The organism is Arthrobacter sp. TmtSoilC77 (assembly GCF_059739415.1).
In genome coordinates, this window is sequence record NZ_AP046050.1 from 3,764,781 (window position 1) to 3,778,293 (window position 13,513).

14 protein-coding genes are annotated in these 13,513 nt (G+C 62.0%); 9 read left to right on the forward strand and 5 right to left on the reverse strand.

Features of this window, described 5'->3' with window-relative positions:
• The first annotated feature begins 47 nt into the window (after nucleotides 1-47).
• On the forward strand, nucleotides 48-920 hold the full coding sequence (locus AC6I99_RS17285) for a nuclear transport factor 2 family protein (protein WP_497944527.1): 873 nt from the start codon (nucleotides 48-50) through the stop codon (nucleotides 918-920).
• 65 nt (nucleotides 921-985) lie between these two features.
• Here the strand turns inward: AC6I99_RS17285 and AC6I99_RS17290 are convergent, their stop codons facing one another.
• Together AC6I99_RS17290 and AC6I99_RS17295 are read right to left on the reverse strand one after the other, a co-directional pair.
• A complete protein-coding gene (locus AC6I99_RS17290) occupies nucleotides 986-1,789 on the reverse strand; it encodes a class I SAM-dependent methyltransferase (protein ID WP_497944526.1) in 804 nt (267 codons plus the stop codon).
• A gap of 19 nt (nucleotides 1,790-1,808) precedes the next feature.
• Nucleotides 1,809-2,192, reverse strand: a complete 384-nt coding sequence (locus tag AC6I99_RS17295; RefSeq protein ID WP_497944525.1) for a DUF7793 family protein — start codon at nucleotides 2,190-2,192, stop codon at nucleotides 1,809-1,811.
• 238 nt (nucleotides 2,193-2,430) lie between these two features.
• Between AC6I99_RS17295 and AC6I99_RS17300 the strand changes: the two genes are divergently transcribed.
• On the forward strand, nucleotides 2,431-4,074 hold the full coding sequence (locus AC6I99_RS17300; protein WP_224088707.1) for an ATP-binding protein: 1,644 nt from the start codon (nucleotides 2,431-2,433) through the stop codon (nucleotides 4,072-4,074).
• A gap of 224 nt (nucleotides 4,075-4,298) precedes the next feature.
• Here the strand turns inward: AC6I99_RS17300 and AC6I99_RS17305 are convergent, their stop codons facing one another.
• Nucleotides 4,299-4,472 carry a hypothetical protein gene (locus AC6I99_RS17305; protein ID WP_224088709.1) on the reverse strand — a complete coding sequence of 58 codons (174 nt, stop codon included), beginning with the start codon at nucleotides 4,470-4,472 and terminating at the stop codon, nucleotides 4,299-4,301.
• A 105-nt stretch (nucleotides 4,473-4,577) separates the two neighbouring features.
• Between AC6I99_RS17305 and AC6I99_RS17310 the strand changes: the two genes are divergently transcribed.
• Together AC6I99_RS17310 and AC6I99_RS17315 are read left to right on the forward strand one after the other, a co-directional pair.
• Nucleotides 4,578-5,630 carry a hypothetical protein gene (locus AC6I99_RS17310; protein WP_497944524.1) on the forward strand — a complete coding sequence of 351 codons (1,053 nt, stop codon included), beginning with the start codon at nucleotides 4,578-4,580 and terminating at the stop codon, nucleotides 5,628-5,630.
• 2 nt (nucleotides 5,631-5,632) lie between these two features.
• Complete coding sequence (locus AC6I99_RS17315) at nucleotides 5,633-7,189, forward strand: putative bifunctional diguanylate cyclase/phosphodiesterase (RefSeq protein ID WP_497944523.1); 1,557 nt, start codon at nucleotides 5,633-5,635, stop codon at nucleotides 7,187-7,189.
• Nucleotides 7,190-7,294: 105 nt separating this feature from the next.
• Here AC6I99_RS17315 and AC6I99_RS17320 read toward each other — a convergent pair whose 3' ends face one another.
• Complete coding sequence (locus tag AC6I99_RS17320) at nucleotides 7,295-7,858, reverse strand: GNAT family N-acetyltransferase (protein ID WP_224088715.1); 564 nt, start codon at nucleotides 7,856-7,858, stop codon at nucleotides 7,295-7,297.
• Between the two features lie 119 nt (nucleotides 7,859-7,977).
• On the opposite strand from AC6I99_RS17320, the gene AC6I99_RS17325 reads away from it, so the two are divergent.
• The 3 genes from AC6I99_RS17325 to AC6I99_RS17335 are packed head-to-tail and all read left to right on the forward strand — an operon-like array spanning nucleotide 7,978 to nucleotide 10,460.
• Nucleotides 7,978-8,445 carry a hotdog fold thioesterase gene (locus tag AC6I99_RS17325; RefSeq protein ID WP_497944522.1) on the forward strand — a complete coding sequence of 156 codons (468 nt, stop codon included), beginning with the start codon at nucleotides 7,978-7,980 and terminating at the stop codon, nucleotides 8,443-8,445.
• 9 nt (nucleotides 8,446-8,454) lie between these two features.
• Nucleotides 8,455-9,804 carry a phenylacetate--CoA ligase PaaK gene (gene paaK / locus AC6I99_RS17330; RefSeq protein ID WP_224088719.1) on the forward strand — a complete coding sequence of 450 codons (1,350 nt, stop codon included), beginning with the start codon at nucleotides 8,455-8,457 and terminating at the stop codon, nucleotides 9,802-9,804.
• A gap of 53 nt (nucleotides 9,805-9,857) precedes the next feature.
• Nucleotides 9,858-10,460, forward strand: coding sequence for a TetR/AcrR family transcriptional regulator (locus AC6I99_RS17335; RefSeq protein WP_224088720.1), 603 nt, complete (start codon nucleotides 9,858-9,860; stop codon nucleotides 10,458-10,460).
• 292 nt (nucleotides 10,461-10,752) lie between these two features.
• Here AC6I99_RS17335 and AC6I99_RS17340 read toward each other — a convergent pair whose 3' ends face one another.
• Nucleotides 10,753-11,334: a mismatch-specific DNA-glycosylase gene (locus AC6I99_RS17340; protein ID WP_224088721.1), complete on the reverse strand. Its 582-nt coding sequence runs from the start codon at nucleotides 11,332-11,334 to the stop codon at nucleotides 10,753-10,755.
• 78 nt (nucleotides 11,335-11,412) lie between these two features.
• On the opposite strand from AC6I99_RS17340, the gene AC6I99_RS17345 reads away from it, so the two are divergent.
• Both AC6I99_RS17345 and AC6I99_RS17350 read left to right on the forward strand, forming a co-directional pair.
• On the forward strand, nucleotides 11,413-11,820 hold the full coding sequence (locus AC6I99_RS17345; protein WP_224088722.1) for a VOC family protein: 408 nt from the start codon (nucleotides 11,413-11,415) through the stop codon (nucleotides 11,818-11,820).
• A 310-nt stretch (nucleotides 11,821-12,130) separates the two neighbouring features.
• Complete coding sequence (locus tag AC6I99_RS17350) at nucleotides 12,131-13,486, forward strand: MFS transporter (protein WP_497944521.1); 1,356 nt, start codon at nucleotides 12,131-12,133, stop codon at nucleotides 13,484-13,486.
• Nucleotides 13,487-13,513 lie beyond the last annotated feature (27 nt).

Sequence of the window (13,513 nt, forward strand, 5' to 3'; positions counted from 1 at the left end):
TGCATTCTAACAGTATTCAAAACAGTCTCACTGTAATGGAGTTGGCCATGTCTACCGAGACCGATAATTTCCTCGCCGAGATGGTTCCGAAACAGCTTGCCGCGGACGGTGCAATCCACGACGGCGACGCCGGACCGCGCCTCGCGCTGTGGTCGCAGAACGATCCGCTGACGCTCTTCGGTGCGATCCTCAGCGGCAGCGGCCGGGCAGAGCTTGAGCCCATGTTCCAGAACGTCGCCTCGTGGTTCTCGCAATCGGATTCGTTCGAACTTGAGATCATCGCGGCCGGCGTCAGCGGGGACCTTGCCTACACGGTCGGCTACGAGCACACCACCACCACCGTTGAGGGCACTCCGAGGAAATACAGCTTGCGGGTGACCCACGTCTACCGCCGTGAAAATGATGCCTGGCGGATCGTGCATCGTCACGCTGATTTCCCGGCGGGAGAGGCCAGCGTTCCGTTGCCCGCTGGCCGGACGGGCCCCATGACGGGCGAGAGACAGGCTATGGGAAGGGAGACCGAGGCCTTCTTGGCCGAGATCCTTCCCAAGCAGCGCGATATGACGGTGGCCCTGCACAAGGGCGATGTGGCACCACGCATCGCTTTGTGGTCCCACACTGACCCCATCACACTGTTCGGTGCGCACATTTCCGGAGCCGGCTGGACTGATCTGGAACCCAAGTTTCGCCGGGAAGCCCACCGGTTCGACGGCGCCACCGGGTTCGAGTTCGAGGTTGTCGCGGCCGGTGCCAGCGGCAGCCTCGCCTACACGGTTGGGTTGGAACACAGCCAGGCCATTGTTGATGGCTCACCTGACGACTACACCATGCGAACGACGCAGGTCTACCGCCGCGAGGACGACGCCTGGCGGATTGTTCACCGGCACTCGGACCTTATTCCAATTCAACGGCCCCAGTGAATCCTGTGCCACTCCTCGTGGTGAGCGGGGCGGGCGTCAGCCGGGGCGGCGCTGCGGGTGCGGCGCTAGCGTGCGCGGAGCAGGGCGAAGTATCCCGGAATGAGGTCAGGGTCCGAGGGGTTGCTCAGGGGCCGGGTCTCGATACTGGTCGCGCCCTCCTCGAGGAGGTTCCAGTCCGCCGTCGGGAACGCCTTGGCCCGCTGGGCGGCGCCGAAGCGGCCCGGCATCGGCAAGCCCTTGATGGCCCACTCCAACGGTGCAGGAATGGAGTGGCGGGTGGCGCCGAGGTGGCTGACGTAATCAATGGGGGTGCCGGGGAAGTTGGTTTCGGCCAGGAACACGCTGCCGCGGGATCCGACGACGGGCAACAGGTTTGCGGCCAGGGCGGCCCTTCCTTTGGAGTCCAGGACGTGCAATACACCTCGGATGAACACGTTGGCATCGCCTGTCCAGCCCGCAGCTTCAAGGGCCGTCACGACAGTCCGCGCAGCGTCAGGTGCCGTCATATCGCACACGGCGAATGACGCCGTCGTGATGTCCCCCGCCTCTTGCCGTGCGCGGTTCACGGCGTTAGCGGAGTAATCGAGCCCAAGCGCGTGCGGGAAATGCTGGGCCAGCAAGCGCGTGAAGCTGCCGTTGCCGCACCCCACGTCCACCACCGGGAGGGACTGATCCATGCGGGCGAATTTGGGCACGTAACCCTCAAGTTCATGAGAGCTGCCGGAATCCCACAACACATCGCCGGAAGCCCCGGTGGATCGGACGTTTCCCCAGTAGCGGTCCCATGCCGTGAGCGGGTCCTTGGGCGCGGCCGAGGAAAGCCGGATCAGGCGGGGAACCAGCAAATATTTCCGAAGCGTGGACAGCATGCTCCAAATATAAGTGGCGCTAATGCTCTTTCAGCCATTGCAGGGCTTCTGTTTCGGAGGTGAAGAACCTTGTGGGGCACGGCGGTTTCATGATGCCAATGAAGAAGTTGGCAATGACCCTGTCCACGGGGGACGAACCCCAGAGGGCGATCCGTGAGGCCTGGCAGGGCTTGGCGAAGACGGAGCGGGCGCCCCTTGTGACGTCCGCAGTGGTGGCCATGTCCACGATCATCGGGTGGCGCGCTTCACCACAGAGCTCGTTGACCCGGTCCATCGCCCGCTGGGCATCCGTCTGCTGGATCCTGGAGCCGCGTGGCCACGTCAGCCGCAGGATTCCGGACTCTTCCAGTTCCAACTCGAACGCCACCTCTTGGTGGTCTTGCGGTGCTGCTGGTTGGTTCACTGGTCTCCTTGTCGTTTCCTCGCGGACAGCAGGAGGACAAGGCCTCCCCCGGGCTCTCATCCTCTAGGCTGTCTAATCCGGCTCCGAATGTAAAGGCTCTTCTCCCCGACGCAATGCCCTGAAGGGCGACGCAATTGAGGATCAAATGGCCCTGCGGGTCCGAAGCCCGCGGTGGCGCTGATAGTGTGTTGCCAAATCTGGAATTACGGTGAACGAACGTTGTAACGGAGGGGGCTCAGTGGGTAAGAACGGGGCCGATGTGCAGCACTCTTCCCGCTCCGCCGTCGTGGCGGATTCAGACACTGATCGTTTGGCCTTAACAAAGGCTGCGCTCAAAGCCGCTGGGTTCGAAGTTTTCGCCGCCGCAGACACCGCTTCCATGGCGTCGCGGCTGGAAACCGAAAGTCCGTCCGTGGTGGTTGTGGAGAACTCCCTGGCGCATGGTCTTCGGAATCCGGGCGTTCCCGTGCTGCTGCTCCTGAACGCCGGCGAATCCGTAGACCTTGAAGAAGCCCAGGCCTGGGGCGTTGTGGACTATGTGATGAACCCCGTGCGTGCCGATGAACTTGTCTACCGTGCCGAAACCCTGATTGGCAGGGCCAGGGAGCGTGCGCGGTCCCGGGGAGAAATTGAAGCCTTACGCGAAAGCCTACGAAACGTCTCGTCCGCCATCCGGCAAACCAACGATCCCCAGCTGATTGCCGAGCACGTGGTCCGGGGTTTTGGCGAAGCCCTTGGAATGGACCATGTTTGGTTTGCAACCTTCCGGGACGAACGTGTCCCCTCCATTCGCTCCCAATGGAACCGGCCGGGCACGCCCATGCTGCCAGCCAGATTGGGCGACAGCGAGAACCTGATCGTCGAGACAGCCAACAGGCTATGGGCCGAAGCTGACGTTCTGGCGGTTACAGACCACCGCACCCAGCCGGAATCCAGGATCACCCAGGCGCTGAAAGAGTGGTCGTGCGAGCTCAACCCCGTGTCATCGGTGTTGCTGCCTGTGGGCGAAGGTGGGTCAGCGTTGGGCATCATCCTTCTCACAACGGTGGGGGAACAGCACGATTGGACCCGGCCTGAGATCGCATTGATGCAGCACGTCGCCGGCAATGTGGCGCACGGACTCATTCAGGGCCACCTGATCAGCGCCCAGCAACGCGTACTGCACCAGCTCAGGCAGTTGGACAAGGCCAAGACGGACTTCCTGGCAACGGTGAACCATGAACTCCGGACTCCCCTAACCTCGATCACGGCCTACCTGGACATGATCAGGGACGGTTCGGGCGGCCCTGTTCCTGAGGGCATCAGCAAGATGCTGGACGTGATCGCCAGGAACTCCGACAGGCTCCGCCGGCTCATCGAGGACATGTTGACCGTATCCATGCAGGACGGAAGCAACCTGGACCTCAAACCGGTGGATATTGCCAAGCTCCTCCAGGTGGTGGTGGCCACCTTGCGGCCGCTGGCAGAGTCCCGGCAGGTGGCTGTGTCCTTCACCGAGGGAACCGAGGACGTGGAGGTTACCGCCGATGAAGCCAAGCTGGAACAGGTCTTCACCAACATCGTGGCCAATGCCATCAAGTTCACCCCGGCAGGTGGACGGGTGGGCATCACGAGTTCAATGTTTGCATCGGCAGACGGTGGCCGTGCAGCACTGGTGAAGGTGGCGGACACAGGCCTGGGGATCCCCGAACACGATCTTCCCCACATCTTCACGCGGTTCTACCGGGCCTCAAACGCCACGGCAGCCGCCGTTCCCGGAAGCGGCCTCGGGCTTGCGATCGCCCAGGACATCATCAGCCGCCATATGGGGCGGATGGTCTTCGACTCTACGCTGGGCTCAGGGACTACGGTTTCCGTCGAGTTGCCGGTTGGTGGTCCCTAAGGGCCGGGTTGACATCCCCAAATTGCCAGTTGACTTCGCCTTCCTTCTCACTTGACGCCCTCATGGCGTCTTGTGCCTCGCCTTGACAGCTCCGTCAACGGCTGGCCTGAAACCTGACCGCAAAGTCACTAATCCGCGACACACTCCGCAACAAAACCGATGCCCCGAGCAAAAGCCCGGGGCATCAGTTTGAGTCATCTGGCCTTGAGAGGCGCTCCCCCAATTTAGTTCGGCCACCAACCTATGGTGGTGGTATTCGTTTTGGTGGTTGTGCTGTTCGGCCACCAGCCGATTGCCGTGCTGTTACTGTCCTGCGAAGGCTCGGCGTTAGCCGGAGCAGCCAGCCCCGTTACTGCCAGAACTGCTGCCATGAGCAGTGTTGCCGCAAATTTCTTCATCCGCTGTGCCCTTTCATACTGATGCGAATTACCGGTGTGACTTGAAAAAGGTCACGTGGCAAACTATACGAGCTTTTCTTCACCATGGACATGGATAATGGGCACATGCAGAGTCCACAATTAACGCCCCATCTTGTAGCCGGACTCAATGCGCGCGCCAAATGGAAAGAACGTAACTTTGATGAGGCCTTTCGCTTGGCCGGCGAAGCTGCACATCTTGCCGCTGATGCCGGGGATGAAGTGTCCTGGTGGAATATGCGTTACTTGCAGGCGGAATGCCTCCGGGACCAAGGCCGGATCGATGAATACCTGGCATTGGCACTGGAACTGAACGGGCACCAGCTCACGGCGTCCTCGCCTGAGCTTGGAGCCAAAGCCGGAACCATGGTCGCCGTTGCCCTGCAGGGCCTGGGACGTCTGGCCGAGGCCGCTGCCATGGCCGCGGACGCCGCCAAGCTGGCTGCCCGGGACGCGGACCTGGTCTATGTACAGATCCTGGCACAGCGCGCACTCATTGCCTCCCTTGCCGAAAGCCGCCTGCTGGACGATGCCTGGCGTGAGTGCTTGGAGCTGGAATCCCTGCTGACCGAAGACATCGACGAAGACACCGCGGGCAAGGGCTATTGGGTGATCGGCAACGTCGCTTTCCTGGCAAACCGGGTTGAAGATGGAAGCCGGTACCACGATCTTGCTTCCGAACGGCTGTCACCATCCAAGGACGTGGACTTGTGGGCCCGCTTCAACCGCGCCTCAGCCGAAATGCGGCTTCAGGCCCGGCTGAGTGATGCCGCCACCCTCCGCTGCATCGAGCGGGCGGAGCTCGCTACAGACATCGTGGGCGGTTCCGAGCGGGACCATTTGGAAATGTCCCTGGTCCGCGCCCACTGGAACTACCTCAACGGTGACATGCAGGAAGCCCTCACCATCCTTGAGCCTTTGTGTGCCCGGTCTTCGATCCTCGCCACCCAAACCTCCGCGGAGTCGCACTTCCTCCTGGCCAGGACTTTGCTTGCCCTGGGCCGCCGGGAAGAAGCCGTGGCAACTTTTAGCGAAACCGCGAGCCTTTTCGATCAGGCAGCGCTGCCTGATCGAAGTTCGGCCGTTCGCGAATACCTCCGGGATATGGTTGAGCGGCGAGGCGAACCGCACGGGGAGTAACCATGTCCGAGGAAAACTCGAATGCCGCATCAGATCCACGTCTGGGATTGCTGCTTGATGGCATCGTCAGGCTTGCTGCGGGAGACCTGCACACCAGGATTGAAATCTCCGATGCCCGCGACGAGATCGACGCCGTGATCATGGGTACCAACCTCCTGGCCGAGGACCTCCAGATTGTCTATGAAGAGCTGGAGCAGCGGGTAGCGGACCGCACCCGGCAGCTGCACGAGGCCCACCGCGAAATGCAGCACATGGCGATGACCGATCCCCTCACGGGCCTTCACAACCGCTCCGCTTTCTCCGCCGCGCTGGCAGAATCCCAGGGCAGGGAACCCAATGGCAATCAGCGGCCGGCCATTCTGCTGATGGACATGAACGGCTTCAAGGGCGTCAATGACTCCCTGGGCCACACCATCGGAGACAAGGTGCTGGTAACGGTGGCAGCCCGCATCAGCGCTGCCGTCCGCGAGGAGGACATGGTTGCCCGCATGGGCGGCGACGAATTCGCGATCCTGCTGCAGGACGTTACCGCCGCGAAGGCGGCTTCGATCGGCAACCGGATCCTGGCCGCCATGGACGGTCCAATGGAGATCGAAGGCCAGTACGTACGGTGTGGCGCCAGCATGGGCCTCCGTATGGCAGATCCCGGCAAGAGCGCCGAGGAACTGATGATGGAAGCGGACATCGCCATGTATGAGTCCAAGGCGGATGGGCGCGGCAAGTTGAAGGTTTTTGACTCGGACATGCTCCTTGCCCGGCAACTGCGCAACCAACTCGTGGGTGAGCTCAAGGAAGCGATCGCCGGTTCGCAGCTGGTGCTTTACTACCAGCCGATCATCCGCTTGGACACCCGCGGAATTGAAGGCGTCGAGGCCCTGGTCCGTTGGAATCACCCCACCCGCGGCATGATCATGCCGGACGAGTTCATTCCCATCGCCGAGGAAACGGGGATGATTTCCGATCTGGGCGGCTGGGTGCTGCGCACCGCCGTCGAGCAGTTGCAGCGATGGCGCAGCGATCCCCTGACGGGACGCCACGACTTCAACATGCGCATCAACGTGTCCGCCGCAGACCTCCAGCGGCTGGAGTTCGTGGAGGACGTACGCGAAGCGTTGACCTCGGCCGGGCTGGACCCATCGCTGCTGGTCCTGGAGCTGACCGAAAGCGCTGTCATTCAAGGCAACGACCTCGACCGATACACGCTGAACAGCCTGCGGCGGCTGGGCGTCGAGATGGAGATCGACGACTTCGGCACCGGCTACTCCTCCATTGACTACCTCCGCCGCCTGCCCGTGCACGCCGTCAAGGTGGACCGAACGCTCCTCTCGGCACTCGGTAGCGACCCCGCGCAGCCCGCCCTCCTCGCGGCAGTCCTGCAACTCATTCGTGCGTGCGGCCTCGGTGCTGTGTGGGAGGGAATCGAAACCGCAGAGCAGGCAGACTTCCTGCTCAGCATTGGGTGCACCAGCGGGCAGGGCTACTACTTCAGCCGGCCTTTGCCGGAGGCACAACTCACCGAACAGCTTAAGCACCACAAGACCTGGCCGATCCAGGATTAAAGGCACGACGGCGGTGGGCTGGCTTTAGGGTGCGGCGCCCTTTTCGCTTGGCTGGCGGTTGGCTGGCTGGTGGGCGGCGGCTGACGCGTTGGGGCTTTGACGCCGTCAAGCCCCCTCTTGGCGCGCCCGCCATTCGGAGTCGAGGATCGCATAAATGTTCTCGGTGGCCCACTGGCCTTTGTAGTGCCAGTTGTCCACGAGGGTGGCCTCAAGCCGCATCCCCAGGCGTTTGCAGATACCGGCGGAGCCGGTGTTCAGGGCATCGAGTTTCGCGTCTATGCGGTGGAAGTTCAACTGGCCGAACGCCAGCTTCATGACAGCCTCCGCCGCCTCCGTCGCGATTCCCTGCCCCCTGCCCTCGGGGTGGAGGATCCAGCCAAGCTCAGCCTGGCCTGTTCCCTCCAGCCATTTCAGGACGATCTCGCCCATGAGTCCCGGACGGTCCTGGAGCTCGATGGCGAGGCAGGCCCAATCGCCTTCATGCCTGAACTGCGCATTCGCGTAGCGGCCCAGGACTTCCATGGATTGCGTCTTGGTCAGTTCGTTTCGGAGCAGGTACCGGGCGGTTTCGGGCAGCGACTGATAGGCGTGGAACCGCTCAAGGTCCTCGGCCTCGAAACGCCGCAGAATGAGTCGTTCGGTCATGATCGGAAGCTCAATTTCGGGCATGTCTTCGAGGCTACTAGGCGCGTCCAAATCCCGGCCCTGAGCTTGTCCAGTCTTGACAGTTGGGCCGATCTGGGATTACCTAATGAACATTCGGTAAATAAAGCTGGAGGCAATGACGCATGGTTGAAACAACCCTCTCCGGTGCAACGCACCACATCCTGACGAACGACTACGCGTCTGAATGGATGGGCATTGAGGTCCTCAAGATCGACGACGGCCATGCCACCATCCGCATGCACCTCCGCCAGGAAATGCTCAATGGATTCGGAATGGCCCATGGCGGAATGATCTTCGCCTTCGCGGACACCGCCTTCGCACTGGCCTGCAACCCGGCCAACCCAACGCCAAAGCAAGCTGCCAACATCACGGTGGCGTCCGGCGTCGACATCAACTTTATCAAGCCGGCGTTCGAAGGCCAGGTGATTACCGCCGTCGCAAACCGTCGCGCGAGTACTGGCCGCAGCGGCCTCTACGACATCCAGATCTACGCGGCTTCAGCCGGCGCCGCGGGCGCCACCCCCGATCCAGATCCCGGAGAACTCATTGCAGAGTTCCGGGGCCGCAGCCGCACCATCTCCAAGAAGTAGGAACTCCAGATGACCCAGAACACCGTCGCCGCGCCCACATCGCCCGCCTCCACGGCAACCGCCCCCATCCTGGACCGCGAAGAAACGATGTCCCGCGACGAGCTTGAAGCACTCCAGCTCAGCCGCCTGCAGCACACGGTGGCCTACGCCTACGATCGCGTGCCGCTGTACAAGCGCAAGTTCGACGAAGCCGGCGTGCACCCGACCGACCTCCGCGAATTGAGCGACCTCGGCAAGTTCCCTTACACCACCAAGGAAGACCTCCGGCTGGAGTACCCGTTTGGCATGTTCGCGGTGCCCCAGAATGAGGTTGCCCGAATCCACGCGAGCTCCGGCACCACCGGGCGCCCTACAGTGGTGGGCTACACCAAGAACGACCTCGCCAACTGGGCAACCCTGGTGGCCCGTTCCCTGCGCGCCTCCGGCGTCCGACCCGGCATGAAGGTCCACAACGCCTACGGCTACGGCCTCTTCACCGGCGGGCTCGGGGCACATGCAGGCGCTGAAGCGCTCGGTTGCACGGTCATCCCGATGTCCGGCGGCCAGACCGAACGCCAGATCCAGCTCATCCAGGACTTCAAGCCGGACGCCATCCTGGCAACCCCCACGTACCTGCTGACCATCGCCGACGCCATGGCACACCAGGGCATCGACCCCACCTCCACATCGCTGAAGTACGCGGTGCTCGGCGCCGAGCCGTGGACCGAAGAAATGCGCCACGAGCTCGAAACCACCATGAACATCAAGGCCTCGGACATCTACGGACTCTCTGAAGTCATGGGCCCGGGCGTGGCTGGCGAAGCTGTTGAAACGCAGGACGGCTGCCACATCTGGGAAGACCACTTCCGCCCCGAAATCATCGATCCCTTCGATCACTCCACGGTCCTGGGCGACGGCGAACCCGGCGAGCTGGTCTTCACGTCCCTCACCAAGGAAGCGCTGCCGATCATCCGCTACCGCACCAAGGACCTCACCCGCCTGCTCCCCGGCACCGCCCGCCCCGCACACCGCCGGATGGGCCGCATCACCGGTCGCAGCGACGACATGATCATCCTGCGCGGCGTGAACCTCTTCCCCTCCCAGATCGAGGAAATCGCCCTCCGCATCCCCGAGCTCAGCCCGCACTTCCAGCTCGAAATCACCCGCCCCGAAGGCAAGCGAATGGATTCGCTGACCGTGAAAATCGAGCGGCGCGAAAACGTCCCCGCAGAGTCAAGCACGACGGCGGCCCGCACCTTGCGCGAGCAGATCAAGATTCATGTCGGGTCTTCTTGCGTGGTTGAAGTTGTAGAGCCCGGTTCCCTTGAGCGTTCCAACGGCAAGCTCCGCCGGATCTACGACCTGCGGCCAAAGGGCTGACATGCGGCGTCGCTGACCGGCAGCCCGTCTAGAGATCGTGAGAAAATGCCACCATGCCTACTGAGACAACCACCAAGCGCGGACGGCCCGGTTACGACCAGCAGTCGGTGCTCCGCATCGCCGTCGACGTCTTCAACCGCCACGGATACGACGCAACGTCCATGGGCATCCTGGCTGAGAACCTCGGGATCTCCAAGTCAGCCATCTACCACCACGTGCCGTCCAAGGGCGATCTGCTAAAGCTCGCCCTGGACCACGCCCTGGGCGGCTTGGAGGCCATCCTGGATGAGCCTTCAGCCACCTCCGGGCCGGCCGATGCCCGGCTTGAGTTCGTGCTCCGGCAGACCATTGCGGTGCTGGTAGACAGGCTGCCGTTCGTCACCCTGCTGCTGCGGCTGCGGGGAAACACCGAGATTGAACGTGATGCCCTGGAACGCCGGCGTGCCTTCGACCACAAGGTGGCTGCCCTGATAGCCGCTGCCCGTGAAGACGGCTCGCTGCGCCAGGACATCGACCCCCGGACGGTCACGCGGCTCCTGTTCGGCACCATCAACTCGATCGTGGAGTGGTACAAGCCGGGCGGCTCGTTGTCCCCCGAGAAGCTGGCCGACGACGTCATCACCATGGCCTTCGACGGCCTCCACGCCGCCGCCTGACCCTTCCCGGTTCCTCTCTCACATCCTGCGGGTTTTTACGGTTCCTCTCTCACATCCCGCGGGTCTTTTGCGTTTCCTCTCTCACATCCCGCGGGTCTTTCGCGGTTCCTCTCTCACCCTTTGTCGCCGTGCCGTGGCCAGGTCCCCGACGCTGTCGCCAGCCAACTCGTTGCGTCCGTTATCGGACTAAGCGTCTTGGTCAAAACAGGTGGGCCAGCCGAGAGGTTCAGCAACATTATCGACGGGCTCATTGACGGACTGTGAAGGCCACCGGTTGGTCCGACCAAGGTAGCTATTCCGGGCCAGGAAACGGTTCGATGCCAGCCGCGACGGCGACTTCACGGTAGGCAGCGGCGAGATCAGCAAGACTCGCGTGCCTGTTCAAGCCGCTCGGGTTTGGGAGTACCCAAACCGGGGAACGCCCAAGGGAATCCGGCTGTCGTCCCCACGTCGCCCTAGGCCGGGCGAAAGCGGTCCGATAGGCTCCGATTCCCAGTACTGCAACCATTGCCGGCGCCATAAGTTCGACGCGCGCAGATAGTGCTTTGGCTCCGGCAAGGAGTTGCTCCGGGGTGAGTTCATCCGCTCGCGCCGAAGCTTCCGCAACTATGGACGTAATCCCAACGCCACGTTCCAGCAGATGATTGAGGTCCCCGGGGCGGAACCCTGCAGAGGCATCGATCCGACGATCGACGATGCCGGCCCGAAATAACGCTGGATAGAAGCGATTGCTGCCGCCACCGAAGTGCGCCTGCACTGCAGCAGCACGCAGGCCAGGATTGATGCCGACGAACAGGAGCCTCGTCTGGTCCGAGACTAAATCGGGCAGGGTTAGGCCTCGGAACGCATCTAGCGCAACCCGGCCAAGTCCCATCGTTCAACCTTATGACATGATTCGTAAGATCCTTCCGGGGGCCTCAAGCGTAAAATTTTCAGCGTAGGAGGTGGCCAAATGCATCTAGCCCTTAACACAGCCACAACTGTCCTGCCTGTCGATGACCTGAGCCGCGCAAGAAAGTTCTACGCGGAAAAGCTCGGCCTTCCGCATCGCGGCAGGACATGGGACGGAAATGATCTATTTGGCAACGACGGCGGCCCTATGCTGCAGTTGTTGCCGGTCACGGACGGTAAGCACTCCGGTCATACCGCCATGAGCTTTGAGGTCGAGGACATCGAGCGGACTGTTGCGGAGATGGAAGCCCAAGGCGTCAAATTCCAGGATTACGACGAGCCTGAGCTCAAGACCGATAACCATATTTGCACCACCGACGCAGAGAAGTGCGCTTGGTTCATGGATACCGAGAACAACGTTCTGTGCATCCATGAGACGCTCGGCCAACAAGCCGAATACCAGCTTTAACCAACCCCTCAAGACAAAGCGCGTCCCCCTGCATGGGGGACGCGCTTCGTCGTTATCTGAAGGAACAACCGCTAAAACAGGTCGGGATGTGAGAGAGGAACCGAAAGAAGCGCGCGGGATGTGAGCGGGGAACCGGGAAAAAGCAGTGGGATGTGAGAGAGGACCGGTTTTGAACCTCATGCGCACACCCCTTGACACGCGTGACGGACATCACCTAACGTGATGGGATCGATCTCATCACAAACAAGGTGTCTATTGGGGAAGAGGATGAGATCGATCCCATGGCTACAGTTAAGCGACGAGGATTAACATGAACCCCCCACATACAACCCATGCGTCAAAGGCCCCCACGAAGACTTCACCGTGGACTGCCGCCAGTGCCAGCACTATCGGTTCGGTGCTGGAGTACTACGACTTTTTCGTCTACGGCCCCATGGCGGCACTCGTTTTCGGGGCTGTCTTCTTCCCCAGCGGCGACCCCGGCCTGGCTGCCGTCCTCTCACTGAGTACGTTCGCCGTCGGATTCGTTGCGAGGCCTCTTGGCGGCATCGTCATCGGGCACCTCGGTGATCGCGTTGGCCGTAAGAAGATGCTGCTCTTCACGTTCTTCCTAACGGGATTCGTCACCGTGGGCATCGGCCTGTTACCCACCTACTCACAAGTTGGGGTCTGGGCACCGATCATGCTGGTTTCACTTCGTTTCCTCCAGGGCATAGGCCTCGGCGGCGAATGGGGCGGCGCTGCACTGCTCGCCGTCGAGCATGCACCGGAAGCCAAGCGCGGCTTCTTCGGCAGCCTGGTCCAGGCCGGCGCTCCCATCGGCGTTATTCTCTCCAGCGGCGTCGTAGCAATTCTCACGGGCACACTGTCCCGGGCAGAGCTGCTCGCTTGGGGATGGCGTATCCCGTTCCTGCTGAGCACAGTCCTGGTGATCTTTGGATTGATCCTGCGTCTGAAAATCACGGAAACGCCGGACTTCGAGAAGACCGTGGCCACGCCTGCGGCCAAGGAAAAGCTGCCCCTGGTCGTTGCGCTGCGCCGCTACCCGAAGCAGATACTAGCGATGATTGGCGTGCATGTCAGCGACACCACGCTGGGCTTCATGCAGGGCGTCTTCATCATCGGCTTCGCTACAACCACGCTGGGCATCAGCCCCACGGTAGCCTTGATGGCCAACATTGCCTCTTCCGTCACCAACCTCATCATCACGCCCGTTTCCGGCATCATCTCTGACCGCTTCGGCCCACGACGGGTTCTGGTTACCGCCACCGTGGCGTTGGCGCTGTGGGCCTTTCCCATGTTCTGGCTCATGGAGACCAAGAGCGTCCTGGCCCTGTTCTTGGTGATGTCCGCGAACGGACTCATAGTGGGAATGCTGTTCAGCCAGCAGGCCACGCTCTTCGCCGCAGTCCTGGACCCGAAGGTCCGATACACCGGAATGTCCATTGGTTTCCAGGTGGCCACGGTAATCGGTGGCGGATTCGGCCCGCTGATCGCCCAGGCCCTCCAAAACAACGCCGGCGGCGCCACGTGGAGCATCTCCGGATATCTCATGCTGGTTGCGCTTGTCGCCCTCGGCTGCGCGCTATACCTGACGTCCCGCAAGACCCAGGTGGTCCATGTTTCCCAGGCATCGCCCGCGTCCGTGGCTGCTTCCCAGCTCTAAAGCAAACAAACACGTCCCGAAACAGAA